The organism is Steroidobacter sp. (assembly GCF_016790065.1).
GTDB lineage: Bacteria > Pseudomonadota > Gammaproteobacteria > Steroidobacterales > Steroidobacteraceae > Steroidobacter.
In genome coordinates, this window is record NZ_JAEUPY010000659.1 from 1 (window position 1) to 26,828 (window position 26,828).

Annotated in this window: 18 protein-coding genes and 1 pseudogene; 4 read left to right on the top strand and 15 right to left on the bottom strand. The window is 60.6% G+C overall.

Going from position 1 to position 26,828, the window contains the following annotated elements; translation table 11 throughout:
* Together JNL55_RS27200 and JNL55_RS27205 are read left to right on the top strand one after the other, a co-directional pair.
* Positions 1-313, top strand: a pseudogene (locus JNL55_RS27200) (hypothetical protein); the annotation flags it as partial.
* 55 nt (positions 314-368) lie between these two features.
* On the top strand, positions 369-857 hold the full coding sequence (locus tag JNL55_RS27205) for a GNAT family N-acetyltransferase (protein ID WP_293861993.1): 489 nt from the start codon (positions 369-371) through the stop codon (positions 855-857).
* A gap of 1 nt (position 858) precedes the next feature.
* On the opposite strand, the gene JNL55_RS27210 is transcribed toward JNL55_RS27205, so the two are convergent.
* The 5 genes from JNL55_RS27210 to JNL55_RS27230 all read right to left on the bottom strand — a co-directional run bounded on the left by JNL55_RS27210 (position 859) and on the right by JNL55_RS27230 (position 9,877).
* Entirely contained in the window at positions 859-2,622 is a 1,764-nt protein-coding gene (locus JNL55_RS27210; RefSeq protein ID WP_293861996.1) for a DUF885 domain-containing protein, read from the bottom strand.
* A 106-nt stretch (positions 2,623-2,728) separates the two neighbouring features.
* Entirely contained in the window at positions 2,729-5,134 is a 2,406-nt protein-coding gene (locus JNL55_RS27215; RefSeq protein ID WP_293861999.1) for a TonB-dependent receptor, read from the bottom strand.
* A gap of 33 nt (positions 5,135-5,167) precedes the next feature.
* A complete protein-coding gene (locus JNL55_RS27220; protein WP_293862002.1) occupies positions 5,168-8,068 on the bottom strand; it encodes a TonB-dependent receptor plug domain-containing protein in 2,901 nt (966 codons plus the stop codon).
* A 227-nt stretch (positions 8,069-8,295) separates the two neighbouring features.
* Complete coding sequence (locus JNL55_RS27225) at positions 8,296-8,898, bottom strand: rhomboid family intramembrane serine protease (protein WP_293862005.1); 603 nt, start codon at positions 8,896-8,898, stop codon at positions 8,296-8,298.
* Between the two features lie 70 nt (positions 8,899-8,968).
* Positions 8,969-9,877, bottom strand: coding sequence for a dienelactone hydrolase family protein (locus JNL55_RS27230; protein WP_293862008.1), 909 nt, complete (start codon positions 9,875-9,877; stop codon positions 8,969-8,971).
* Positions 9,878-9,929: 52 nt separating this feature from the next.
* Here JNL55_RS27230 and JNL55_RS27235 point away from each other — a divergent pair, with 52 nt between their 5' ends.
* Positions 9,930-11,255, top strand: coding sequence for a DUF418 domain-containing protein (locus JNL55_RS27235; protein WP_293862011.1), 1,326 nt, complete (start codon positions 9,930-9,932; stop codon positions 11,253-11,255).
* On the opposite strand, the gene JNL55_RS27240 is transcribed toward JNL55_RS27235, so the two are convergent.
* Together JNL55_RS27240 and JNL55_RS27245 are read right to left on the bottom strand one after the other, a co-directional pair.
* A complete protein-coding gene (locus JNL55_RS27240; protein ID WP_293862014.1) occupies positions 11,252-12,796 on the bottom strand; it encodes an ATP-dependent DNA ligase in 1,545 nt (514 codons plus the stop codon). The genes JNL55_RS27235 and JNL55_RS27240 overlap by 4 nt on opposite strands.
* A gap of 174 nt (positions 12,797-12,970) precedes the next feature.
* Positions 12,971-15,964, bottom strand: a complete 2,994-nt coding sequence (locus JNL55_RS27245; RefSeq protein ID WP_293862017.1) for a TonB-dependent receptor — start codon at positions 15,962-15,964, stop codon at positions 12,971-12,973.
* Between the two features lie 522 nt (positions 15,965-16,486).
* Here JNL55_RS27245 and JNL55_RS27250 point away from each other — a divergent pair.
* Positions 16,487-17,431, top strand: a complete 945-nt coding sequence (locus tag JNL55_RS27250; RefSeq protein ID WP_293862020.1) for a lysylphosphatidylglycerol synthase transmembrane domain-containing protein — start codon at positions 16,487-16,489, stop codon at positions 17,429-17,431.
* Here the strand turns inward: JNL55_RS27250 and JNL55_RS27255 are convergent.
* From JNL55_RS27255 to JNL55_RS27290, 8 genes are all read right to left on the bottom strand, one after another.
* Positions 17,428-18,063 carry a gluconate 2-dehydrogenase subunit 3 family protein gene (locus JNL55_RS27255; protein WP_293862023.1) on the bottom strand — a complete coding sequence of 212 codons (636 nt, stop codon included), beginning with the start codon at positions 18,061-18,063 and terminating at the stop codon, positions 17,428-17,430. The two genes, JNL55_RS27250 and JNL55_RS27255, sit on opposite strands and share 4 nt — an antisense overlap.
* An 8-nt stretch (positions 18,064-18,071) precedes the next feature.
* Positions 18,072-19,754, bottom strand: coding sequence for a GMC oxidoreductase (locus JNL55_RS27260; protein WP_293862026.1), 1,683 nt, complete (start codon positions 19,752-19,754; stop codon positions 18,072-18,074).
* A gap of 91 nt (positions 19,755-19,845) precedes the next feature.
* The gene (locus JNL55_RS27265; protein WP_293862029.1) at positions 19,846-21,912 is read right to left on the bottom strand and encodes an FAD-dependent oxidoreductase; all 2,067 of its coding nucleotides are present in this window, start codon (positions 21,910-21,912) and stop codon (positions 19,846-19,848) included.
* A 23-nt stretch (positions 21,913-21,935) separates the two neighbouring features.
* Entirely contained in the window at positions 21,936-23,270 is a 1,335-nt protein-coding gene (locus JNL55_RS27270) for an amino acid permease (RefSeq protein ID WP_293862032.1), read from the bottom strand.
* Between the two features lie 4 nt (positions 23,271-23,274).
* The gene (locus JNL55_RS27275) at positions 23,275-24,585 is read right to left on the bottom strand and encodes a metal-dependent hydrolase family protein (RefSeq protein WP_293862035.1); all 1,311 of its coding nucleotides are present in this window, start codon (positions 24,583-24,585) and stop codon (positions 23,275-23,277) included.
* A gap of 23 nt (positions 24,586-24,608) precedes the next feature.
* Positions 24,609-25,082: a cupin domain-containing protein gene (locus JNL55_RS27280; protein WP_293862038.1), complete on the bottom strand. Its 474-nt coding sequence runs from the start codon at positions 25,080-25,082 to the stop codon at positions 24,609-24,611.
* Positions 25,079-26,239, bottom strand: a complete 1,161-nt coding sequence (locus JNL55_RS27285) for an MFS transporter (protein ID WP_293862044.1) — start codon at positions 26,237-26,239, stop codon at positions 25,079-25,081. Before JNL55_RS27285 ends, JNL55_RS27280 begins: the two co-directional genes overlap by 4 nt.
* A 17-nt stretch (positions 26,240-26,256) precedes the next feature.
* On the bottom strand, positions 26,257-26,775 hold the full coding sequence (locus JNL55_RS27290; RefSeq protein WP_293862041.1) for an META domain-containing protein: 519 nt from the start codon (positions 26,773-26,775) through the stop codon (positions 26,257-26,259).
* Positions 26,776-26,828 lie beyond the last annotated feature (53 nt).

Here is a 26,828-nt window from a genome sequence, read left to right on the forward strand (position 1 = left end):
CGCACTGGATGCTGAATCGATGAACCGGGCACGCGATGCGCTGACCGAGAACTGCACACTCCGCTTGGTGGCTCGCGCGTGGAAAATCAGCCATCGCGTGTTCGGGCAGCTGCAATTGGAAGCACTCGATTCGCGCGACCCACTGGCCCAGGTACACCCTGAATGGAACAGGCTACTGATCACTCGCGCCAACGGACAGGAAACCCTCATTCATGGTCGGGGCGGCGGTCGCTGGCCCGTCACCGAGGCGTTGATGGCGGATTTGCTGGACGTGCGCTTCACTCACCTGGCTCGTCCCCAGCCGGGCACCTAGCAGCAACGGCCGCGCCCGGCTCCCCCCGGCCGCGATTTGGTTAATATCGAGCCCGATGAGCACTTTCACTCTCGGTCCCGCGCGCATGGGCGATGCTCCGACGATTGCCCACCTGTCGCGCGATTTGATCGAAGCCGACCTGCCCTGGAGCTGGACGCCCCGGCGAGTGGCGGGTTTGATGCGCCAACGCGAATGTGCGGCCGTGATCGCGCGCGATCAAAATCGTCTTGCCGGTTTCATCCTGGCCCAGTACGGCGAGGAATCCGTGCACATCGCATTACTCGGTGTCGCCGAAGCCTATCGCCGGCAAGGGCTCGGTCGCCGGCTGGTGCAATGGGTGGAAGAGACGGCGATGGTGGCCGGCCTGTTCCTGGTGCGCTTGGAAGTGCGCGCCGTCAAACGGGACGCGCGCCACTTCTATGCCTCGATGGGCTATCGCGAAACCGATCGCGTCGACGGCTACTACAGCGGCGTTGAAGACGCGATCAAGATGTCACGCGACCTGCGCACCCTATCTACATTCAATAGACCTACGTCGAAATAGTTCAGAACAGATCGCCTGCTGGGCCGGGCAGCATCTGCGCACGCACCAGCGGAATCGGTGGACCGCCGTAGGACAGGAACTCGTCGTTGAATTGTTTCCACGCCTGCCGCCCGCCGCGACTGCCCGACCAGTCCTCCCGTAGCTTGCGGATCATCAGCTTGCCCAGGGTGTAGTTCAGATAGCCCGGATCGTAAGTGCCGCGCGCCGCTTGCTGCCGAGCATTGCCGGCATCCTGATACGCCTGTTCTTTGAACTTCTGCTCGCACTGAGCGACGGTCATGCCTTGGGTGTGCAGACCGATGGCACACATGTAGCGAACGTTTCTGAGCAACGCGTTCAACAGCTGGCCGATGTGCAGCTCCGGCTGGGTGGCGGCGAAGCCGTGCTCGACCATCAACTCTTCGCCGTAGTGAGCCCAACCCTCAGCGAACGCATAGCCGACGAACAACTGGCCGAAGCGCCACGACGAACGATTCGAATGCAGGAACTGCAGGAAATGGCCGGGCCACACTTCATGCACCGAAGTGAACAACAAATCGGCCTTACCCGGAATGTAGGCCTCCTGCTCGGCCTTGGACCATTTCGGATCCGGCGGCGCGATGTAATACACCGACGGCAACTCTTTCTCGAACGGCCCGGGAATATTGATGTACGCGAAATTCTGGCGTCGATACGCCGGCGCTTCTTCGACCTTGGCTTCTTCGGTGCCGGGAATGCTGACGATGTCTTGATCCAGAATGTACTTCTTGATGGTCGCAAGCTGCGCACGCGCACCGGCAACGGCACCCCCTTCGGGCTTGTCGGCCGTCACACGAGCTACGCACTCTTCGATCTCCGCGCCCGGCGCGAACGCCTTGCACGCCTGTTCCAACGCCGCCAGATTGCGCTCCAAATCGGCGCGACCGATGGCTTCGATCCGATCCAACGGCACGTCGACGTTCTCGGTCATACGGAGCATGGCGGAGAACCGCTCGGGACCGAGCGCATAGGCGTCGTTGGCCGTGGCGCGCTGAGATTCCAACCACTTCGCAAAATCATCCATGGCAACGGCCGCCGGCTCGATGGCCGCAGTCAGTTCTTTCTTTAGATCGTCGGGTATTTCCGCGAACGCCTGCGGCACGTCCTTGCGATAGAACTCTGCGAAACCGCCGAAACTCGCGACGCTGTAGTCGATGAAAGTTCGCGGCAGCGGCAACTGCAGATTGGTCTTGATATGACCCAAACCCGCCGGCACTTGCTTCACGTACGCGATGAATGCGCGAGCGCGCTGCTCTGCCGGCGCATAAGGCGTATTCACATAGGTGTTCGGATCGAGGCCGGCCTCGAAATACCAAGCCGGATTGGTGAACGGCTGGCGCGAGTCGCGCAGCGTGAACAGATCGTTGTCGATGCGGCTCACTACATAGTCACGCTGGTAACGCTCTTCGGGCATGAGGCTTTCGTCCTTGAAGCCCACGGCCTTGACGCGCATCTGTTCCATCCGCGCGATTTCTTTCTTGATGCCTTCGGCGCTCCAGTCAGGCAGCTGTCCGTCGAATTCATGACGGCCCTGCCCCACCGCGAAGTCGGGATGAGCGCGGAAATAACTTTCGACGAACTGGTCAACGTACTTGGCCCACTCGACGTTGACCACTGGCGCCGGCGGCTCGGTGGCGCGAGCATTCGGCTCGTTCGAGCGATCGCAACCGGCCAGCGCGACCAGCACCAGCATGACGCCTGCGGCGACGGCCATGTTGACGTCCAGAGTGCGACGTGAAGCTGCCATTCCCAGTCCTCGGCAAAAGTTGAACGGCGATGATAACCGTTCGACGCCGGCGGGAGCGACGCCGGCCGCACTACCGGCGTCATTTAGCAATTTTTACTTGTTCGATTCAGAAATTCATTCGCAACGACACACCATATGTGCGCGGCAGGTTGGTGAGATACCCGACGCGAGCCCGTGTGCCTCGTTCGCGATCCAGCGACAGGAAGGCGCGCTCGTCCCATACATTGTTCACAAACGCCGCCGCCTCCCAAACATCCGAGCGCACGCCGAAGCGCAAATTGCCCAGCTCATAACTAGGCAGCTCCGGATCGAAAGTGAAGCTGCTGATGGTCGGCGCACCGAATGCGAAAAAGCCCGGCGCTCCCGGACAACCCACACAACCGGTGGGCGGCTCCTGATCGGCCAGTTGGGTGTAGGACGAGCCCACATGCTGGAAGGTGAAATTCGCGAAGCCTTCCAACGTGTTCGAGAACGGCCAGTTGTAAGTCACGGAAGCGGCCGCTTGAAACTCCGGCGAGGTGGGCAAGCGGTTGCCGTCGCGAATGCCAGCGATGGGCGAGCCAGTAGCATTCAAGCGCGACTCGGTGATCTCCGCCTGTACATAGGTCGCCGACAAACCCAGATCCCAATGCGAGTCGGGGCGCGCGAAGATCTCTACTTCGGCGCCAATCGCTTGAGCCTGTGCATTGAGCACGATGCGCGAGGAACAGGAGCCGGCGTCGGCAATCACTTGCAGATTGTCGATGTCGGAAAAGAACACCGACGCATTGAACGTCACTCGCCGATCGGCCAGCATCGTCTTGGCACCGATTTCGTAGTTCAACACTTTCTCGTCTTGGAATGTGGGCTGACCGCCGTACGTCACTAGATCGTCGGCACTGCACAGAGCTACGTTGAGCGGATCATTGATGCCGCCGAGCCGGAAGCCGCGAGCCACTTGCGCAGTCAGCAACACATCGTCGTCGGGCTCGAAAGACAGAATCACGCGCGGCGAGAACCCGTCGGAGCTGGTAGAGCCCGGTTGCCTCGTGTAGCCCACATCCGCAAACACACCAGCGAAGGTCAGCAATCGCTCTTCTTCGAAGTCGTAGTAGCGCAAACCACCGGTCAAGCTCCATTGCTCATTGAAATGCAGCGTGCCCTCGCCGAACACGGCGAACTGTTGGAAGTCATAAGGCACTCTGGAATAAAACGGCGTGTCGGGCGGAGCGTTGAAAGCGGCGCTGGTTGGAACCCCGAGCCGCGTCAGCAACGCATCGTAGCCGGGGGTCGGCAAGTTCTGGCCATAGTCGCGATCGATGTCCTGATAGAACGCACCGACCAACCATTCGAAGCCGCCACCGCCATCCGAAGCCAGCCGCACTTCCTGGCTGAAGGCCTTCAACGACGTCGTGTCGTACAGCGGCGAGTTCAGCCGAACATCGGCCGGCGTTGCGATTCCCGAGGTGCCGCTCAAGGACAGAGTGACGCTGCCGGTGAGCTGAGACGCGTCGCGTAACACCACCACATCGCGATCCGTGTACGAGCTGATGGAAGTGAGCGTCAATCCGCCCAACCCAAACTCCAGCTTCAGATCCGCCAAGGTAATCTCATCCTCGATGCCTTCGCGAAACTGCGTGACTTGGCCGCGCCTGCCGGGATTCACCGCCGGTTGAGTGGTCGTAAAGGGATTACCGAGCACGTTGTAGACATCGATACGCGGATAGCCGTCCGTCTCGAGCTTCTGGTAGACGATGCGCGGCGTGACGGAAATGTTTTCGCTGGGCTGAATCAGCACCGACACTCGGGCGCCGGTCTTTTCGCCGCTGTTCACGTCCTCGCGCTTCGCCCGGCCCGGGTACACCGAATCGATGAAGCCAGCGATCTCATTGTAATAACCAACCAAACGCACGGCTGCGGTCTGACCGAGCGGCGCGTTGATCATGCCTTTGAGGTTGCCGCCCCAATCGGTATCGGTGCCGGTGTAAGCGCCCACTTCGGCAGCGCCTTCGAACGCGCCGATCCGAGGCTGACGCGTGATGTAACGAACCGTGCCTGACGAAGAACCGGCGCCGAACAAGGTGCCCTGCGGACCGCGCAACACTTCGAAACGTTCCAAGTCGAACAGATCCAGATCAGGCGTGAACAACGCCACTGAGATCGCCGACTCATCCAGATAGACGCCGACCGACTCCTTCACACCGGGCTGGTCGCGCACCACCTGGCCGGCACTGATGCCGCGAATCGCCACTTGGCTCTGGCCGGGGCCGAGGTCGGTGATGGTCAAGCCGGCGAAATTACGTGACAGATCGACGATGTTGCCCGCGCCCGAGTTGCGGATCTGAGTTTCACTGGCCGCAGCGACCGAGAACGGCACGTCCTGCAGCGCTGTTTCGCGCTTCTGAGCGGTAACGATGATTTGTTCGATGATGTCCTGATCCGATGGCGTCGCCGCCGCCGCGACGCGCGGCGTCATGGCCATTCCCGCAGCCGAAGCGATCGCGACCAAGATCACAGCATTGTGCTTGCTCATAAGATCCTCCCCATTGGTTGTTGATTGCCGCGCTCAGAATTTGAGCGCGGCTCTGGCATGGAAGAATCGGCCTGGCACCGGATAGAGCGTGCCGTCATAGTTGTTGAGGTCGCAGCTCAGGCACGGCGGCGGATCTTCATCCAATGCGTTGTTGACGCCCACGGCCAGCTGCAGTTGTTGATCGAAAATCGGTGGCGTCCAGCTCAGCTGTAAATCGGTGTAGACCTTGCTGTCCAGCTGGTTCCGTAATCGCACCGGATCGGAACAGATGCTTTGCAGCCCGTTGTCGACCAGCGCACCCGGACAGATTTCGGTGAGCTTGCTGAAATAGCGCAGCGTGATCGAGGTGACGAAGTCGTGGAACAGCCAGTCCGCGGCCAGCGTCGACTTGAATCGCACGAAACCGCGCGTCGGCGACCCGACCTCGATGCCGGCACGTTCGGTAGCGACCAGTCCGCTCGCGCCCAATGTGAATTCCTTGTAGCCCGCCAGATAAGTGTTGGACCACTGGAATCGCAGCGAGCCCCAGCTCGCCTCTGGCGTCGCCAGCAACACGGTCCAGTCGAAGCCGTCGGTCTCGATGCGGCCGATGTTGGTCAGCTGATTGGCAAACGCAGTGATGGAGCCGCCGGGACCCCGCACGATGCCGCTACAAAACAGCGGCGACAATGTATTCACACAGTTGGTGAGTTGGATCTGCGCCGACAACGCCTGGATCGCGTTCTCCAGTTTGATGTCGTAGTAGTTGACGTCGAACGTCAACTGCTCGATCCAGGAAGCCGCCTCGGCCCAGGACGGGTTGTAAGCGAAGCCCACGTTGAGGGTTTCTGAAGTTTCGGGCTGTAACGCCTCGTTGCCACCGGTCTGCACACTGATCTGCTGATTGATCTGCACGAACGACGTCGGCACGCCCAACGAAGCGCAGTTGGCCCGAATCGTGGCCGATGCGTTGCCTGTGAAGTTGGAGCACGGGTCGTTGATGTTGCTGTCGAAGCGGGAGCCGCTGTTGAACAGCTCGCCAATGTTGGGAGCGCGGAATCCTTCGGCGTAGCTGGCACGCAAGGCCAGATCGTCGACCACGCGCCAATACACGCCACCTTTGAACACCTCGTCGCGACCGATGCGATCGTAGTCAGACGAACGCACCGCTGCCGACAGTTCCAAGCGTTTCACTGCCGGCAGATCAGCAAGCACTGGCGCTCGCAACTCCAGATAGGCTTCACGCACTCGCGTACTGCCGGCTGTTGGCGCCGCTGGAACGTCAGCTGTCTCGCCCGCCTGCACAGTCGCATCCGGCGTGAAGGAACCGGTCTCTTTGCGATACTCCAAACCCAACGCGTACGCGAACGAGCCGGCCGGCAACTTGAACAAGTCGCCGCTGATGTTGGCGATGATGTCGTTGAGTTCTTGTTCGCTTTGATCGTTCTGAATGAAGGTCGCCCAGTCGAGCATGTCCTGCGTGATGCTGCCGGTGCCGTTGGGTCCTTGACCGCCGAAAATATTGAACGGCACGCAGCCCGGCACCGCCAGGCAGTTCGCTTCGGGCCCGAGCGCCAGTGCCAGTTTGCGTGCGTTGAAAATGTTTCGACCTTGTTGAGACGCATTGTTGCGCCCCCAGTTGACGCTCACGTCCCAGAACATCGGCCGGTCCGCCAACTGCAGCTCGCCGCTCAGCGTGCCGGACATCATCCAGGTGTCCACCGTCTGATCGAAGATGCGCGGGCCCGCCTCCAGCGGTCGCCGTCCGAGTGTGATCAGATTGGAGCGGCCGTCGAGATCGATGCCGAACGGGTTGTAGCGCTGGTTGGCCGGAATGAAAATATTGTCCAGATAGAATCCGGCACCGGCGTCGGAGCCGAGGAACAACGGATTCGGTGCCGCTTGATTGCTCGACTTGCGATTCGTGTACGCCGCCGTGAAGCGGAACACGACATCATCGGACACGTCGTACTCAGCCTTGCCGAACAAATTCACGCGCCGACTGGGCGTGACCAGATAATTGAACGGCCGGAAGTTGAACCGATCCGCCGTGGCGAACGCATGGAAGTCGCCGCCCGTCGGATTGTTCGGGTCGTAGATCGGCAAAGTCGTGCCATCGTTGAGCACGCCATTGTCGAGCGTGATGCTGATGACGTCAGGATTGCCGTCGCCATTCACATCGCCGCGCGGATCCAGAAAGATGAATCGTCCTTGCGGCGTACCGGAACTACCGCCGATGCCCGGAGGTGCGCCATAAATGACTTCGCGCGATAAGTCACGATCCTTGGAATACACCGCATCCTGTCGCGAGTAGCTGGCAGCGAAGAACGCACGGCTGCGTTCGGCACCCGCACCGAAAGCCAGGCTGTAGTCCTGCGTATAACCATCTCCTTCATCGAAGGCGGCTTGATTGGTTTCGAGATCGAAGCCGGTGTAGTCGGAGCGCGTGATGATGTTCACTACGCCACCGATCGCGTCCGAGCCGTAGATGGGCGACGCACCGTCTTGAAGCACTTCGATACGATCGATGGCCGCAGTCGGCACGGTGTTCAGATCGACCGCACCCGACACGCCGCTCGCCGATGAGCCGCGCACCCAACGCTTGCCATCGACCAATACCAACACGCGCTTCGAACCGAGATAACGAAGATCAATTTCGCTCGCGCCAGCGCCGATGCCGCCGCCGTCAGGCGGAAAGCCCAGGTTGCCGCTGGAATTATTGGATCGATTGATGGCCGAGCCCGAGATGGGCAGGCGCTGCAAATAATCGGCAACCGAGATTTCGCCGCTGCGATCGATGTCAGCTGCAGTGGCAGTCTGTAACGGTGCGAAGCGATCGACGGGGTTCTGACGAATGCGCGAGCCGGTGACTACGACTTCTTCGGGCTGTTCCTGCGCCGCGATTACCGACGAGCTGCAGACCATCAGTGTTGCCTGCACAACACACGCACTCATCGATGCAGTTAAAAGACGGGCGCGCCAACGATCGATCTTTGTTGTTTCCATGACCGACCTCCGCTGGGGAGAGAAGGTCGGAACGTAGCACCGATCAGGGGCGCGCCAATACGTCTATATACTGAACATCGACAGCAGCATGCATCGCTGTCGATTTGCATACTGCGGCGCAATGTTTGGCGCGTATACAACGCGCCAATCCTGACCCAAGCTCAGTCAGAACAAAATCAAAACAAATTAGCAAACAAATAGCTGAAAGCACTCGGCTCGATCAGCGCGACGTATACCAAGCCGGTGATCGCACCGCCCAGATGGGCGTCGTGATTGATTCTTCCATGCGGATTCCGCGCGGCGTACCAGGTGTAGGCCAGATAGCCGATACCGAACAACGGCGCCGGAATCGGTACCGGAATCGGAATGATGAACAACGATTGATCGGGAAAGAACACGATGGCCGCAAACAGCACTGCCGATATCGCGCCGGACGCGCCCAGGCAGGCGTACTCGGGATTGTTCTTTTGCTTCCAATAAGTACCGAAGTGACTGACCAGCAGTCCGGCGACATACAACAACAGGAAGTGGGTCGAGCCGATGGCGCGTTCCAGCAAGAAGCCGAAAAAGTAAAACGTCATCATGTTGAAGATCAGATGCATCAAGTCGGCATGCACCAGGCCGCTGAGCACGATGGTGTCGTATTGCCGCCGGCGTAAAAACCAGTAAGGCCGGAACAGGCTGCGATCGATGAGCTTGGGAGCGCCGAACAGGCCGATCAGACTGGTGGCGATGGTGAGTACAAAAATGATCAGTGCGGCGGACAGCTGCAAACTCACGTGATGAATTCCTGCGGGCAAGTAGGAAACGGCGCGCTATTGTGCCGGATTCGCCTGGTGCGGGCGCGCCTCAATCGAGCAAAACCTGCTTTATGAAGGCGGCGACGAGGGTGCGGGACGCGGCCAGGGCAGCAGCGTCATGAGCTATGGTCGGATTCAGCGTAAAACGGTCGATGGCCTGAGCGGCGGGGATGTCCGTGCCCTCGAGATGAATGACGCCGTCATCGCCTTCGACCAGCAGCGCGCCGTTATTGGAGCGCACGTTCTGTAACACCATCGGCTGCGCTAGCAACGGCCAGTCGAAGATGTGGCGGGCGTAGGGGAATTCGTGGAGCTCGATACGCGCGCCTGCCTGGCGAGCTCGCGTTACAAAGTCCCGGCACGGTGCGATGGGATTCAAGTCGTCGGCCACGCCGTGCAATACATGCACAGGGCGATCCACCAACCGCTGATCGTCGCGATAACGGGTGTGACAGGCCGGATAGAAGGACAAGTTGCCAGCGAAATCACCCGATGTCGGCCCGTGCATGTGCCGGAACCTCTGGACCGCTGCATACAATGCCGCTTGCCCGCCGCGCGAGAAACCCATCAAACCTATGTGACCGCTGTCGATGCGCGGATGCCGGGCGAGCGCATCGAATGCTCGATACGCGTCGACGATCATGGCCAGCCGGCCCAACTGCTCTTGATTCGCAAAGGTTGTATCGATGCCGCGCCCGGTGAAGCAGTCGAGCATCAGGGTGGCTACGCCACGGTCGGTGAGAAATCGCGCCCATTCATCGACGTAACCGGACGCGCCGCCCGAACCGTGCAGCAGGATCATCGCCGGCACCTTCGCCATGCCCGGCGGCAAACGCAGCGCCGCCGTCAGCGTCACCGGCACGCCAGCTCGATCGCCAGTCAAGAACTGCCGGTCGGTGAGCGTGCTGGACGCGATGGCGTGCAGCTCGATCTTCCAAGTGCGCGAACCTGTTTCCATGCCTCCTCTTGCCATAGACTCCTACAAACCACAACGGCAGGGCGCTTGGGCTATGTCCTCCGACCTCGTTCCAGCCGGCAGCGATCGCATCGGCATGCTCGACACCACGCGCGGTATCGCGGTGCTCGGCATCTTGATGATGAACATCACCGGTTTCGGCCTGCCCTACTCTTACGACGACCCCACCGTGTGGGGCAACGAATCGCCGGCCGACATCGAAGTCTGGCGCATCATGGCGCTATTTTTCGAAGGCACGCTGCGTGGCCTGTTCACGATTCTGTTCGGTGCCAGCGCGCTGTTGTTTCTGGAACGGCATGCCAGCCACGCCAACGGTCTGCGCCCAGCCGATCTGTATTTCCGCCGCACGCTGTGGCTGATCGTTTTCGGATTGGTAAACGGCTATGTGCTGCTATGGAGCGGCGACGTGCTGTTCTACTACGGCGTCGTCGGCTTGGCGCTGTTCGTGTTTCGAACTCTCGCACCGCGCCGACTGCTCGTACTCGCAACCGTGTTCATGATCCTGCAAACGTGCGTGAGTGTCGGCGAATGGATCGACTATCGCGAATCGCAGGCACTCGCTCAAGCTGCAAACGCGCGCCAGGCTGCTGGTTTGCCACTCGCCGATGGCGACCAGGAAGCACTCGACAACTTCGAAGCCGTAGAAAAAGACTTCCGACCATCGCAGGAAAACCTCGAAGCCAACGTCGCCTCGGTACGCGAAAGCTATGTTTCAGCCTTCAGAGTGCATGCGGCCGACGTTTGGTACATGCAATCAGAGTTCTTTTTCCGGCACGGCCTGCTCGAATGCATGGGCATGATGTTGCTCGGCATGGCGTTGCTGAAACTCGGCGTGCTATCAGGCGCTGCCTCTACTCGCGTCTATCTTGCAATGATCGTGATCGGCTACGCGCTGGGCTTGCTCGTCAATCTCTCGGAAGTGCGGCAACTGGAGCAAGCACAGTTCGCGCCCGAGACCATTCTTCGCACCTTCATGACGTACGACCTGGGCCGAATTCCCATGACGCTCGGACATATCGGCGTCATCGCTTTGCTGTGCCAGGCGCGATGGTTCTCGAAGGTGGCACAGCTGTTTGCAGCCGTCGGACAGATGGCGCTGACCAACTATCTGACCCAAAGCTTGATTTGTTTATTCGTGTTCACCGGCGCTGGCTTGGCTTGGTACGGCCAACTGGCGCGACACGAGCTTTACTATGTGGTCGCGGCGATTTGGGTATTGCAGCTGGTATGGAGCCCACTTTGGTTACAGCACTTCCGTTACGGGCCGGCGGAATGGGTGTGGCGTTCGCTCACTTATTGGCATCGGCAACGGCTGCGGCGTGCCTCGCCGGCAGCGTCGCAGTTGCCAGCATCGACCTAGCCGCTTTGCGCCTCGAAGATTTTTCTTACTGACTCCATGGTGTCGGCGTCTTCGATGCGCTTGTCGTCTCGATAGCGCTTCACACGCGCCAGCCTCAGCGCGAGACCACCTGGATAACGCGGACTGGCTTGCAGATCGCTGAAGGCGATTTCCACTACCAACTCCGGACGCACATAGACCGTCCAATCGTCGCGACCAGTTTCGCGCGCCAGGAATTCTTTGGTTTGCCATTCCAGCATCGCGTCGGTGAGGCCTTTGAAGGTCTTGCCCAACATCACGTACTCGCCGGTCGCTGGATCCAAGGCTCCGAGATGCAGATTCGACAGTTTGCCCGTGCGACGGCCATGACCCCACTCCGCCGCCAGCACGACTAAATCCAGTGTGTGAGCTCGTTTGATCTTGAGCCAACTCGCGCCCCGATTGCCGGCTTCGTAAGACGCGGACAGCGACTTGGCCATGATGCCTTCGTGACCGGCGGCGATGGCTGCGTCGTAGAACGCACTAGCTTCCTCTTCCGACGCAGTCACCAGGCGCGTAATGATCAGATCTTTCGGGACCGCGCGAGCCAGCGCTTCATATCGATCTCGTGTCGGTCGGTCCGCCAGGCTTTCGTCACCGAGCCGCAGACAATCGAAGAAATACGCGCGCATCGGCAACTCGGCTCGCAGCTTCTCGACATCGAGCTTCCGACCGAAACGACGCATGGTGACCTGAAACGGATGCGGGCGACCCGACTCGGTGAAAGCGATTGCCTCGCCGTCCAGAATGACTTCGCTTGCCGGCAAGTCTCTAACCAACGCAGCGATCTCAGGCACTGCCGCTGTCACATCGTTGAGACTGCGCGTGTAGATGTGTACCGCGTCGCCGCTCTTGTGCACCTGGATGCGTGCGCCGTCCATCTTCCACTCGAACACAGCGTCTTCGCCCAACTGTTCCAGCGCCTCGGCGGGATCCGCTGCCGTTTGCGCCAGCATCGGCGCCACCGGAGAAAGCAGTTCGAGTTGAAAGTTGGCGAGCGCGCTCTCGCCTTCAATCAACGCGGCATGAGCGACGGCGCCGAGACTCTGTGCATACATGGCCGCGCGACGAACCTGATCGACCGGGATCTGAGCCGCGGCTGCAACCGCGTCCACCATGACGCCGGCCAATGCGCCCTGACGCAGTTCGCCGATCAACAGTCGCATTAGAAAGTGTTGCTCGGCTTCGGTGGCTCGTGAGAACAGCTCGCTCAATGCCTCGGCACGGCGATTGGTTGAGCCCGTGCCGCGGAGTTCTGAGATCTCCGTCAGGCGGCGATCCACTTCCAGCACCGACAAGGTGGGCTCGGCGGCCGTTGCTTCGGCGCTCGCCGTCTTCAGCACGGCATAGCCGATGCCGAATTTACCTTGCGGCGTCTCGCCGGACAGGTAGGCGACGCCGATCACGATTTCCTCCGGCGCGAACTGCCGGATGCACGCCGCCAGCTCGCGCACCTTGGCCAGGCGCGCCGAGGTGGCCGCCACTTTGGAGGATGTTTCGACGATGGCTGCGAGTAGCGTCATGACCTTCCGGCCCATCGTGGGACTTGGAGTCTAACGCCATGACTCGCCGCAAAGTTGCAGCCGGCCTTGCAGAGCCGGCGCAGAGATAAAAAAGCACGGCGCAGTCCTTGCGCCGTGCTGGAGTTGCAGGATGAGGCGGGAGGTTGCCCTTCTCCTGCCGTGCTGTCACCGTTACTACCGAGAGGCGCCGCCGAAAGTGCCGCGCACGCCGAGGAGAATGCGCCGCGAGCCGGATTCGAAGGCGAACGGCAGATTCTCGTACTGCAAATATTGGCTTTGATCTTCTTCGGTCAGGTTGATGGCTTCCAAGGTCAGACCAATCTTGTCGGTGAGCTGATAACCGATCTGCGCGTCCAACTGACCGTAGTCGCGATTCCACACACCGAAGGTGCGGGTGATGTTGTCATCGGCGCTGTTCGGATCGAACGGCGCCACCTGATCGGCGAACTGGAAGTTGCCATCGAAGGACTTGTCGCGCCAGGTATAGGACAACCGCGCTTCGAAGCCGAAGTTTTGATAATAGATCTGCGCGTTGTAGGCGTTCTTGGCAACGCCGGGAATCGGCAGCCGCCGATCCACGTCATTACTGAACGGCGACTCCGAATCCGAATAGGTGTAGTTCAGATTGAAACCGCCGCCGAAGTCGAACGCGTACTGCGCCGAAACCTCAAAGCCATCGATGGTGCCACCGTCGCCATTGATGGGCCGCTCCACCGGACCGAACCGGCCGCCGGCTTGATCGTTCACGAACACCGACTCCGTCACCACCGTGATGAACGAGTCCACGCTCTTACGGAACGCAGTAGCCGCCACCAACCCTTGCGAGCCGAAATAATACTCGTAGCCCAAGTCGAACTGCTTGGCTCGATACGGCTGCAGCTCCGGATTGCCCGAGCTGCCGTTGGTGAACTCGAACAGATCGGTGCTGGGATTGCGCGTGAAGTTGGTAGCGAAGCCGCGGCCCAGCTGGAACAGATCCTGTCTGGCCACCACCTTCGCCGCCGACACGCGAATCTTCTGACCGTCGGCGATATCGAACACCAAGTTGGCGCTGGGCAGGAAATCCGTGTAGCTACGATCCACCACATTGGTTTCGAAATCGCGCAACACGCCATTCCAACTATCCGTACCCCAGAACGTGGGATTGGCCGACGCGGCGTTCTGCGCGACATTCAACTCGGTGCGCATGATTCGTGCACCCACATTGATGTGATAACCGTCGTTGGGCTTGCCTAGATCAGCCATCAGATACGCCGACGTGGTTTTCTCCTCCACATTGAACGTCTCCAGCGGCGACGGGAAGAACGAGAACGGTGTGCTCGGATATAGCGATTGAATCCACGCCAACGCGTTGCTCATCTGTCCGCGATTCTGCACGAGCACGCTGTTCGCGCCAGCGTTACCCGAGCTCCAGAATCCGTTGATGCGCTCGACGCGACCCGGTGTGCCGGCCAATGTCTGATACGGCAGGATCAACGCCGGCGCGTTACCGAAGCGGCTACCGACGGCGCAGTTCGGCCGATTCGGCGTGCCCAACGGCGCACCGCCGCCACTCAGCGAGTCGCAAGCCTTCGGTCCGATCGCACCGTCCTGGAAGTAACCGAAGTTGGTCCAGTCCGCACCGTAGTCGATGCCGTCCAGATCGCTGCTGCCGTGGTAGTCGGCGAGATAGCGACCGAACTCGTAGTCGATCTCACGTTTGGCAGTGCGCACACCACCGCTGAAGGTCAGATTCTCCGACGAGATGAACTTCGGATCCCATTGCAAATCGGCGCGCACCGACCAGTTCTTGGCGTCGGTGTTGTCGGCGAACGCCCAATGGGACTTGAAGAAGCCATTGTTCGGATTGGTGTACAGGTCGTTATTGCCGACCAGATTGAAAGACGGCAGCGTGCCGCCGTTGTTGTTGTACGTGAACTGATAGTTCGCCGGCGCCGACGCGTTCGGTGCAAAGCCTGCGCCACCGCCGAGCGCACGCACGTTGTACTGCGTGTAGCGCACGTCGTTGTTCGCACTGCCGCTCTCTTGATCGGCCTTCGAGTACGCCACCGCACCGCTGGCCCGCAACGAACCGCCGTTGTCCCACTTCAACCCCAGCTGCAGATTATCCGAGCTGATGTCCGTGTTCTTGACGAAGGAAATCGCCTCGGCGGAATTGGCAGTGAACGTACCGTTCAACAACACGCCGTTGCCGTCGATGGTGTAGGGCCGCGAAGTGTCCAGGCCCGGGGTTTCCAACGAGAACGGAAACTTGATCGAGGCTTCTTGGGTCAGAATGTCCAGCTTGGAGTGAAACCACATGGCTTCGATCTCGAGCGCATCGGTCGGCCGGAACGCCACCGACACAGACGCACCGAAACGCTCACGTTCTTCATCACGATCCGTGGCGTAGCGATACTCCGGCGCGAAGTAGTCCTGTGCCACACGAGTGCGATCGCCGCGATCGCTGAACTTCCAACCGCCGCGGTTCTGACCGCCAAGCACGTCGGTCTGAAACACTTGCTTGTCGTAGGACACTGAAGCGATCACCGCCAGTCGATCGTTGAACTGATGATTCGCGACCAGCGCGCCGAGCGGCTCCCAACCTTCGCCAGCGTCGGCATAGCGCAAGTTGCCTGCGATGTTGGTTCCCGGTCCGAGCGAGAACGGACTGCGCGTTTTCAGATTGACGATGCCGCCCAAGCCGCCTTCTAGCTGCGCGGCGTTCGGCGATTTGTAAACATCCACACCGCCCAGCAACTCCGAAGGAATGCCTTCGAGCGAATCGGTTTCGCGGAAATTGCCTTCGCCCTGGGTGTACAGCTCCAGGCCGGTCAGAAAAATATCGCTGTTCAGTAGCGTGACGTTTTGGTCCAGGCCACGGATGCGCACCTTGGTGCCCTGGCCGTTGGAACGATCGATTTGTACACCGCTCAAGCGTTGCAACGCTTCGGCGACGTTCTGGTCGGGAAACTTGCCGATGTCCTCGGCGGCCACCGACTCGATGATCTGATTCGATTCCCGTTTGTTTTCCAGCGCATTCGCCAACGATGCGCGGAAGCCTGTGACCACCACCTCTTCCACTGGCTGCTGCTCTTCGGCTTGCACGTTCACGGCAGCCAGGCTCAGGCCGCCCAACGACGCCGCCGTCCAGGCCAGGGCGCGTGAATGCTGTTGTCGGTTCCGCATGTCTGAAATCCCCCGATGCGAACTATGGATTCCTTGCTGTCAGACCGGCCGGCCACGCGCACCCGAGGCCTTTGAAGCCTGGCGGCGAGCCCTATGCGTGATTCCCCCGACGGTGGCCGGTCGTCCTTGCAACCGTCGGCGCCGATCTTGCGGCGGCCTGTCCATCGTTGTCAATGGGGTTGAGCACAACGAAAATTGTGTCAGCTTAAACGATTGATATAAAAGCCATTACCACTGTTGACAGCGGCGGTCATACAACCGAGCGAGCGCTGAGCGCTGGCGCGCACAGCGCATAGTGGGGTAGCGCGACGCCGGACTCGCGTGTGCTCACCACGCATAGTTGGGTAACGCGACGCCGGACTCGCGTGTGCTCGCCGCGCGTGGCGGGGTAGCGCGGCCTTGGGCCGCAGACTTCGGGCGCGTGGAAGCGGGCTAAGAAGGGGGTTTGCATCGTTCAGGGGTCGCGGCGCGAATTAACGTGTTTGAGATGATCGCGAACTGTGTCCGAAGCGTTTACGCACCATGAAGAAATGGGCCTCGTTGTTATGGATTCCCATGCTCGGGCTAGCCGCCTGGGTGCTGGCCGATCGGCTGCACAGCATCGACTTTCACGATGTGAAGCAGCAGCTGTTGGCTCAGCCGGCGAGCACGGTGATGCTTGGGCTGCTATTCAGTGCTGGCGTTTACGCACTCGTAGGTTTCTACGAAGGCATCGCAGTGACGATGGCGAGCGGACGAAAGTTAGCCGCCGTGGCATTTCGAACGGCACTGATCGCGAATCCAATCGGACGCGCCATCGGCTTGGCGCTGGTGAGCGGCGGAGCGTTGCGTTATCGCATGTACGCGGCGTACGGCTTATCAGCCCGCGAAGTTGCGTCAATCGTATTGCTCGCCGCCATGCCCTACTTCTTCAGCGTGGGCTGGCTGATCGACTTATCACTTCTGCTCAACGCCGAGGCCGCGGCGCAGGCCCTGCGTCTCTCCACGGGCTTAGTGTTGTTACTGGGCGCAATCGGCCTGGCCAAGGACATCGGCTGGCTGACCTTCGTCATCCGTCGCAAAGAACCAATCACCCTGCGCGGCCAGACGCTGCCAGTCCCGACGCTGCGTGACACGTCGTTGCAACTGGCCATCGGCCTGGTGCAAATCTCGCTGATGACCGGAATTCTGTACGTGTTCATGCCGCCAGAACTCAACATGAGCTGGCCGGCATTCATCGCGATTTACTGTATTGCCTTCGTCGCCGGCCAACTCAGCAACGTGCCGGCCGGGCTCGGCGTATTGGAAGCGGCGTTGTTATTGATGTTGCCGCAAGTCCCGCCAGCCAAGCTGCTGGGAGCCATCCTGGCGTATCGCGCGGTGTATGAAATCCTACCTCTGCTAGTGTCGCTGGGACTGTTGGTGATGTTCGAATCGACCAGTGCCAGCGGCGTGCTTCGCCGCCGGCTACTCAGACTCAAAGATTAGAACCGCCCCATCGCTTCCTGAGCCCACGCCTTGCCGTTACCGGCCTGCGAGATTGGAATGCACGCCTGATAACCGCCAGGCACAGCAACGTACTGCAAGACTTGGGTAGCGCCGACTTCCGAGCAGAAGAAGCCCAGCAGCGTCAGCTCCTTGGTCACCAGAATGAACGGTCGCTGATACGTCTTGGGCTTCGGGTCGAACGCGAGTTCCACCGCAACTGCCTCGTCGTGAACCTTCTTCACCAGCTCGGTCTGCTGATTGCCGTTCAGCTCCACAAACGCCTTGCTGTGCAGAGTGCGAGCCGCATCGTCGAACGCCTTCAAGCCGACGATGAAGCGCTCACGATCTTCCTGGGTGTAAACGTCGTTGAGCATGGTGTCGATGAAGGCCGGCACACCGACATCCGTCGCGCCCGGCGTATCGGTGCGCGGAATGATGATGTCCGCCACCGCTGCCACCACCGCACCTTGCTCCTTGGTGAAAAACGTCGGCTGCCAAGTCGCCTCGGGTTTCTTCGGCGAACAGCCATTGAGCAGGCCCAGCACCGCCGGCGCAGACACCGCGCCGCCCATCAAATAGGCGACCCGCTGCAATACCTGGCGACGATTCAAATTCATCGTGTCGGGATTCATGGGCGACCTCAGATGTTCATGCGCTTCAGCTCTTCGACCGCGTGATTAGCCGCACGCGCCGTGAGAGCCATGTAAGTGAGCGACGGGTTCTGACAAGCAGCCGACGTCATGCACGAACCATCCGTGACATAGACGTTCTTGCACGCGTGCACCTGATTCCATTTGTTGAGCACCGACGTTTTGGCCTCGCGCCCCATGCGCGCCGTGCCCATCTCGTGGATGCCCAAGCCGATGCCCATCTCCTTATCGTGAGAGCGCACGTTGCGATAGCCGGCCGCTTCCAACATTTCGGCCGCGTCGTTCCGCATATCTTTGCGCATGGCCAGCTCGTTCTCTCGGAGCGTGGCGTCGAACGACAGCACCGGCATGTCGAACTTGTCCTTGCGCGTCTTATCGATGGTCACGCGATTATCGTGATACGGCAGAATCTCGCCGAACCCGCCGAGCCCAAACGACCAAGGCCCGGGCTCCGCGGCCTGTTCCTTGAGATCCTTGCCCAGCTTGGTATCGAGCATCAGATTGGTCCAACCGCCGCGCCCCGCGCCACCCTGATAGCCGAAGCCGCGCAGATAATTCCGCTTGTCCTTACCGACGTTGCGATAGCGCGGAATGTAAATGCCATTGGGCCGGCGACCGGTGTAATACATGTCGTCGTAGCCATCGACGTCGGCGCGCGCACCGATTTCCAGCTGATGATCCATGATGTTGCAACCCAGTTCGCCGCTGTCGTTGCCGAAGCCGTTGGGGAAGCGGCTGGAAATCGAATTCATCATGATGAACGCCGAGCCGAACGTGGAGGCGCACAGGAAAATGACTTTGGCGAAATAGTCCGTCGTTTGCCGCGTCTCCGCGTCGAGCACTCGCACGCCCGTGGCGCGTTCCTGCTTCTCGTCGTAGATGAGTTCGTAAACGATGGAGTTGGGCCGCAGCGTCATGTTGCCGGTCTTTTCCGCCGCCGGCAGCGTGCTCGAGTTGCTGCTGAAGTACGCGCCGTACGGACAGCCGCGAATACACATGTTGCGATACTGGCAGGTGCCTCGCTGCGGGCTGTGATCCAGCTTGGCAGTGAGATGCGCGACCCGACCGATGGTCAGCGGCCGGCCGAACTTGTCCAGCATCGCTTGTTTGAACTGTTTCTCGACACAGTTCATTTCCATGGGCGGCAGAAACTTGCCGTCGGGCAGTTGCACTAGCCCTTCGCTCTGACCGCTGACACCGATGAAATGTTCGACGTGGTCGTACCACGGTGCGAGATCGTCGTAACGAATCGGCCAGTCGACCGCGATTCCGTCTTTGGCATTGGCTTCGAAATCCATCGGGCTCCAGCGATAACTCTGCCGGCCCCACATGATGGAACGGCCGCCGACGTGATAGCCGCGGATCCAATCGAAACGTTTCTGTTCGTTATATGGAAACTCGGTGTCGTCGACGAACCAATGTTTGGTGGCTTGGGTGATGGCGTAGCCGCTGCGGGCCGCGACTTCATGCCGCTGCAGATCTTCAGCAGTGGCGCGCCCGGCGTATGGAAGCTCCCAAGGAGCTTTGGTCGCGGTGGGATATTCACCATGCTTGACCATCCGGCCGCGATCCAGCACCAAGGTCTTCAAGCCCTTTTCGGTCAGCTCCTTGGCCGCCCAGCCGCCACTGATGCCGGTACCGACGACAATGGCGTCGTAGGAATTCTCGTTCATCCAACCCCCTCTCTCGCCACCCTCCGGCAGCGGATTCTATGGCTAGTTCAGCCGAGTGTAACCGGTTGCATTGGCAGGCACGAGTTAAATGTCAGACAAGGACCGGGCGCCTTCGGAACGGCACCTCGGACGTGGCATTGACCGCCATCGGCGCGTCGAGTTCACGGGCGTAACGATGACCGGCGTAGACCGCATGCGCGATCAGCCCCGGCGCCCAGCAGTCGCCGATGGCACGCACCGATCGAATCCCCGCCTCGGCCCAGCGAGACTCTTCAGCTTCCAATGCATGTTGAAGTTCATCCACAGGTAAGCGCGCCGTGATTGTCACGACTGACGCGCAAGCCATGCGTTGTTTCTTGCCGCTGTAGACGCAGGCGAGCAACGCGCCTTCCGCATCTACCGAGACCAGTGTGGAATGAGTAACCAACTGCACGTCGAGTTCCCGCAAACGTTTCTGGATATACCGAAACTCTTGCGTGTAACTGGTCCACGAGGCCACGGCATCGTCCGGCGACACCAGGATCACTTCGCGGCCGGCAGCTCGTAACAATTCGGCCAAGACACTGCCCATATAGAACGAATCATCGTCGAACAGCAGCACCGGCCCGTCCGGCAACGTTCCTCGCAGCAAATCATCCGGCGTAAATACATTGGGCGCGTCCAGGCCGGGGATTGCGTGACCGCTACTGCGACCGAAACCATCGCGCCGCCAGCGACAGCCGGTCGCGAGCACCACGTGGTCGGCGCCAAATTCGAGCACGTCGTGCGCGGTCAGCAAGTTGTCGCGATAGACAGCGACGTTGGCCATCTTGTTGAGTTGCCCGACGCGCCAATCACGCACGCGAGCCCATTCGGCCAATCCAGGCAAACGGGACTCGAGATTGATTCGGCCGCCCAACTCCCGGCTGGCTTCGGCAAGATGCACTTCATATCCACGCCGCCCCAAGGCCAGCGCCGCTTCCAATCCCGCCGGGCCCGCGCCCACCACCAGCACACGTCCGTCGCTGCCCTTGGGTTCGATGCGTTCGGGATGCCAACTCTTACGCCACTCCTCGCCCATGGTTGGATTCTGAGTGCAGCGAATCGGCGTGCTGGTCATGTCGCCCGACACGCAGATGTTGCAACCGATGCACTCGCGGATGTCCTCGGCGCGCCCCTCTTCTATCTTCTTGGGAAGAAACGGATCGGCAATCGACGGTCGCGCGGCGCCGATGAAATCCAGAATGCCCCGGCGAATCTGGCTCACCATGGTGTCGGGCGACGTGAAGCGCCCGACGCCCACCACCGGCTTGCGCGTGATTTGCTTGACCCAGTGAGTGAACGGCTCCTGGAATCCTTCGCGCGCGAATCGAGATGTTTGCGAATCGTTGTACCAGGCCGCGATGTTCACGTCCCAAAGGTCCGGCAGGTCGGCGAGCAGATGCACGATCTCGCGCGCTTCCTGTTGCTGAATGCCTTCGGCGCCGACGAATTCCTCGGTGGCGAAGCGCACGGCAACGGCGCACTTGTCGCCAACGGCATCCTTAGTGTCTTCAATCAGCTCGCGTAGCAGTCGCACTCGGTTCTCTAGCGACCCACCATACTCATCACTGCGATGATTGCGGCGGCTCTGCAGAAAGTGCATGGCCAACGACAAATCGTGAGCCGCATAGACATAGATGATGTCGAAACCCGCCCGCTTGGCACGCAGCGCCGCTGCACGATGCCAGCGTCGATAGTCCGCGATGTCACGCAGAGTCATGCCACGCGCTTGATTCGGATAACCGTACTTCAACGGCTGATGCGAAGGAGCGAGCGCGACTTCACGCGAATACATGTTCGATGAGGTCGGACCGTTGTGAGTCAACTCGACCGCTGCCAGCGCACCGTGCGCATGAACCTTCTCGCACATCAAAGCTAACGCAGGAATGTCCTGGTCATCCCACAGGCGCGCCTCGACATAGGGAGAGACGTCGCCGCTGGGGTGGATCTCACATTCCTCCGTGCTCACCACCGCCCAACCGCCTTCGGCTTTCACTTCGCGCATGGCGGCGTGTGCCTCGGGCATGGCGTGGCCCATGCCATTGCAATGAGGCACTTGAAAGAACCGATTGCGGGCCGTGACCGGACCGATACGGACCGGCTCGAACAGAATGTCGTAGCGAGGATCGCGGGCCATGAAATGTCTTTGTTAGGCTGGCTTCAGGAGCTGGCGCTGGTCGCGACCGCCACCGGTCGCCGCATCATCCAATAAACCGGTAATCCTACCGCGAACGACACGATGGCCCACCAGAAGGCCTCGGCGCCGGCACCGAATAGCGTCCACACCGAGTAGACCGCGGCCAGCGTGGCGATCAGCAGGAACGGCGACAACCGCCGCCCGACCTCGCCAAGCGTGCCGTTCCAGCACAACTTGAGCGCAGCTACGGCACAGCACAGGTACATCATCAGATAAGTCGACGTCACCACCAGCACGATGAAGGTAAAGAATTGCACCATGGAGCGGGTGTAGTTCATCAATACCAGCACCGTGAGCAAACCGCTGGTGATGATCAATCCCGCGTCCGGCGTGCCATGACGCGATTCGTGCGCGAACACTTTGGGAAACACCCCTTCGTTGGCCAGCACTCGGGGCAACTCCGCTTGCACATGCGTCCAGCCGTTGAGCGCGCCGAAGCCGCTGATGCAAGCAAATAACGCCAGCGTGCTCGCGATGCCATCACCCCAGAACATACGAATCACATCGGCAAAGGGCGCGCTGGACGTTGCGAGTTGCTCGCTCGGCACCAACAGCACCGCCACCGAACACGCCAAGATATAAATGCCCGCCGCGAGCAGCGTGCCCCACAAGGTGGCCAGCGGCACATTGCGGTCGGGATTGTCGACTTTGCCGGCCGACACGGTGGCTGACTCCAAGCCCAGCAGCGCCCACAAGGTGAGCATGGCCGATGCATTGATCGCACTCATCGAGAACGGCTCGGGCTTGGCCTTGATCACCGACGCATCGGCGGTCATCAAGAGCCACAAGCCGAGCGCAATGATGACGACCAGCGGCACCAGTTTCAGCACGGTCGTAACGACTTGTAAGCGCCCCATCTCGCGCGCGCCGCGCCAGTTCACGTAGGTGACTATCCAAATGATGGCGCACGTAGCAAAGGCAGGCGCGCCGGCGGTGTGTTTGATCCAGGGCACGAGTTCGGCGAGATAGGCAACGGTCGCAACGGCCAGCGCCGCGTTGCCTACCCACGCGCCAACCCAGTAGCCCCATGCGGTCAAGAAGCCAACGCAATCTCCAAACGCGATGCGCGCATAGACGTAGGGACCGCCTGCTTTAGGAAACAGCCTCGACAGCCGCGCGAACACCACTGCCAACGCGATGGCGCCACCGGAGGTGATCAGCCAACCCAAGATGCTGTTGAGACCGTAAGGCGCGAGCGACGCCGGCAACAGATAGACGCCGGAGCCGACGATGTTGCCGACCACCAGCGCCAGACACATCCAGAAACCCATGCGACGCTCGGATGGCAGTGCGCTCATGGGTTTAGTCCAAACGAATTTTCTGGCCAGCTTTGATGACGCCGCGAACTTGCCGCAGCTTATCGATGTCCGCCAGCGGATCGCCTGCCACTGCGATCAAGTCAGCAAACTTGCCGGCGGCGATGGAGCCCAGCTCGCGCTCTTTGTTCAGTAACTGGGCAGAGTTGAGCGTAGCAGCTCGGATGGCATCCATCGGCGTCAAGCCATACCGCACCATGTAAACAAACTGCCGTGCATTGTCGCCATGAGGATAGACGCCGCTGTCGGTGCCATAAGCAATGCGAACGCCGGCTTTGACGGCCTTGGCAAATCCCTCGCGCTGAGTCTGCGTGGTCTCGTCGTTCTTCCGCAGAATCTCCTCGGTCCAATGATCGCGGCGACCGACCTCGGCGATGTAGTCGCCGTTATAGATGTCGGCCACCAGCCAGGTGCCATGCTTCTTCATCAGAGCGATGCCCTCGTCATCCAAATACGAGCCATGCTCGATGGATCGAACACCAGCTCGCACCGCGCGCTTGATTCCTTCTGCGCCATGAGCGTGAGCTGTGACGAAGATTCCGGACTGAGCCGCCTCGTCGACCGCGGCTTTGATTTCTGCTTCGGAATATTCAGCGGTACCGGGCGTGGTGCCGGCTGCAAGCACTGCACCGGTGGCGATGATCTTGATGAATGTCGCGCCACCTCGGATCAGGTCTCGCACTCGTTCGCGAATCTCGGTTTCCGAGTTCGCCACGCCACGGCGCATTTCCGCTGGCACGACCACATCAGGCGCAAACCCCGTCACCTCACCGCCCCCGCCGGTGACAGTGATATAGGCGCCAGCGACAAACATGCGTGGCCCTTCGATGATGCCGCTATCGATGGCCTTGCGTAGCGACACGTCGGTGAACGCTCGATAGCAACCAACATCACGAACCGTGGTGAATCCAGCTCGCAACGTGCGCCGGGCGTTCTCTACGCCTTGCAGTACATCGTCGGCACCAGAGGTATACAGCGGCGCCGCGATCTCGGACGACATGATGCTGCCGACCAAGTGAGTGTGCAGATCCATCAAGCCTGGCAGTACGGTATAGCCGGACCAATCGATCCAGCCCGTCTTGGTGTCAGTGGCAGCTTTGAAATCAGATATAGAAACGATGCGCTCGCCGTCGATCCGTATCACCTGATCGTTGAGCACGCGACCGCGCTCCACATCGATCAGCTTGCCGGCGCGGACCCAAACGGTCTCGGCGTGGCTGATCCCACTAGCAAGCAGGCCAAGCAGCAGCACGCAGAGCGTTGGCTGGAAGCGGCGGAGCGAATGTGAGTGCGTCATATCTCTCCGGCGCGCGCGGCGGCCTATAACAGCGCCGCGTATTTGGACATGTCACCTACGAAATGGGCTGGATGCTCCGGCAAATCGGCCGTGAACCGAAATCCGGAGAACTCAAATCCGGGACTCACCGTGCAACCGACCAACGAATAGTCGCCGAGGCTGCGTGCCGCCTGCCAGACACCGGAAGGAATGATGCCCACGGGCCGGGCTTCGTCGGCCACCGAATGCAGCAGCTCACGCTTCAGTTGTCGAGAACCGGGATCGTACGCGAGCAATTCCAGCGGCGCCCCGCCGTAGAAATGCCAGATCTCGTCGGCGTCCACCACATGCCAGCGGCTGAGCTGCTGCCGTTCGAGCAGGTAATAGATCGCGGTGTTGGAACTGCGAGATTCATGGCCTCGCTGCACTTGGTCCGCGGAACGATAGATTTCCCGATACCAGCCACCCTCCGGATGAGGCGTGAGCTGCAAGGATCGGATCATGTCAGCGGCTGTCATGCTCGCAACATACTGCGCGAGGCCAACAGCAGCAACATGGAGAAGGCCGCCAACACCGACGCGGTGATGAACGTTGCCGGCGGACCGGCGTATTGCCACATCACCCCGGCGATCACGCTGGCCAACAACAACAGCAGTCCGCGCATCAGATTGAACACACCGAAGGCGGTGCCACGCAGATTTTCAGGCGCGGCGTCGGCAATCATGGCGGTGAACACGCCTTCGGTGAGACCCATGTGCAAGCCCCACAGCGCGACGCCCAGGAGAACGACGGTGACATCTTTTGCGCCGGCCAACATGAGATTGGCGACGATCAACACGGCGGCACCCACGATCAGCAAGTGATGACGCGGCATCCGATCCGCCAGCACGCCCACCGGATAGGCCGAGCACATGTATGCAATGTTCATCACCACCAGCACCAGCGGTGTCCAAGCGATGGTCAGGCCCACGTCGGCGCCCCGCAGGATCAGAAACGCTTCGGAGAACCGCGCCAACGTGAAGAACGTGGCGACAATCGCCACCACCCAGAACGTTTTGGGCAGATCCTTCGGGCGCAGATCCACCACTCGTTTTTGCAGCGGCTTGAGGTGCGTCGGCTCCTTCACCGCCAGCCATAGAATCGCCACCGCGATGAGGGCCGGAATGACCGCGATCCAGAACACGGCGCGCACATCGTTCGCCAGCAACACCAGCAAGCCGATGGCGATCAACGGCCCGATGAATGCGCCGACTGTATCCAACGACTGCCGCAGACCATAAGCGGCACCGCGCTGTTCCGGGGTCGTGTAGTCGGCGACCAACGCGTCTCGCGGCGCACCCCGAATGCCTTTGCCGACGCGATCGATACATCGAGCCGCGAAGACCATCCCGGCACTGCCCGCCAGCGGGAACAGCGGTTTGGTGATTGCCGCCAGGCCGTAGCCCAACAACGCCAACGATTTGCGCTTACCCCAGCGGTCCGACAGCGCACCGGAAAAGACTTTGACGATACAGGCGGTGGCTTCGGCCACCCCTTCGATCACGCCCAGCCAGATGGCGCCCGCGCCCAACGTGCCGACCACGAACACCGGCAACAAGGCATGGACCATTTCCGAAGAAATATCCATGAACAGGCTGACCATGCCGAGCGCCCAGACGCCGGCGGGCAGAGGCATGCGTTGCACGGGGTGCCTTAGAGATTCTTGGCCTCGAAGCGGGCCAGTGCAATTTGTTGGTTGTCCAGCAGTTCCAGCTGCGCGCCGGAGATTCGCCAACCGGTGGCAGCCTTCATGACTTGCAGTAGCGCGGTTTCAATCGGCATGTCCGGGCAGAACATGCGCGTCGCGATGACGTCGCCGAAGCTGATCTGCGCGCCGGTCTGTTTATAAGTCGTGGAGATTCGGTTACAGCCGGCGTGCCCGACGACGCTGCCGTCGCTCGAGTTGAGTGCGATATACGCCTCTCGCCCGCCCTCGCTGACCGTCACCGGCTGGTCGCCCAGCTGCACCAGCGCCCAACGAGTGCCGGCCAATTCGTGCGTCACTTCATCCGCGGCCGCTGCCGGTGTCGGCGGCGGTTGCGATTCAGGGCTACCAGATTCAGGGCCACTACATGCGCTCATCGCCAGCAGTGTCGCTACGATCCAGACATGCGCTTTCATCGGTCCAACATACAACTTGGACAGATCCGAGTCGAGCCGCACGACTCGCACGCCCCTGCTCCGAGGCCAGGGCGACCTCGGAGCAGGGCGAATCGACGCTTACG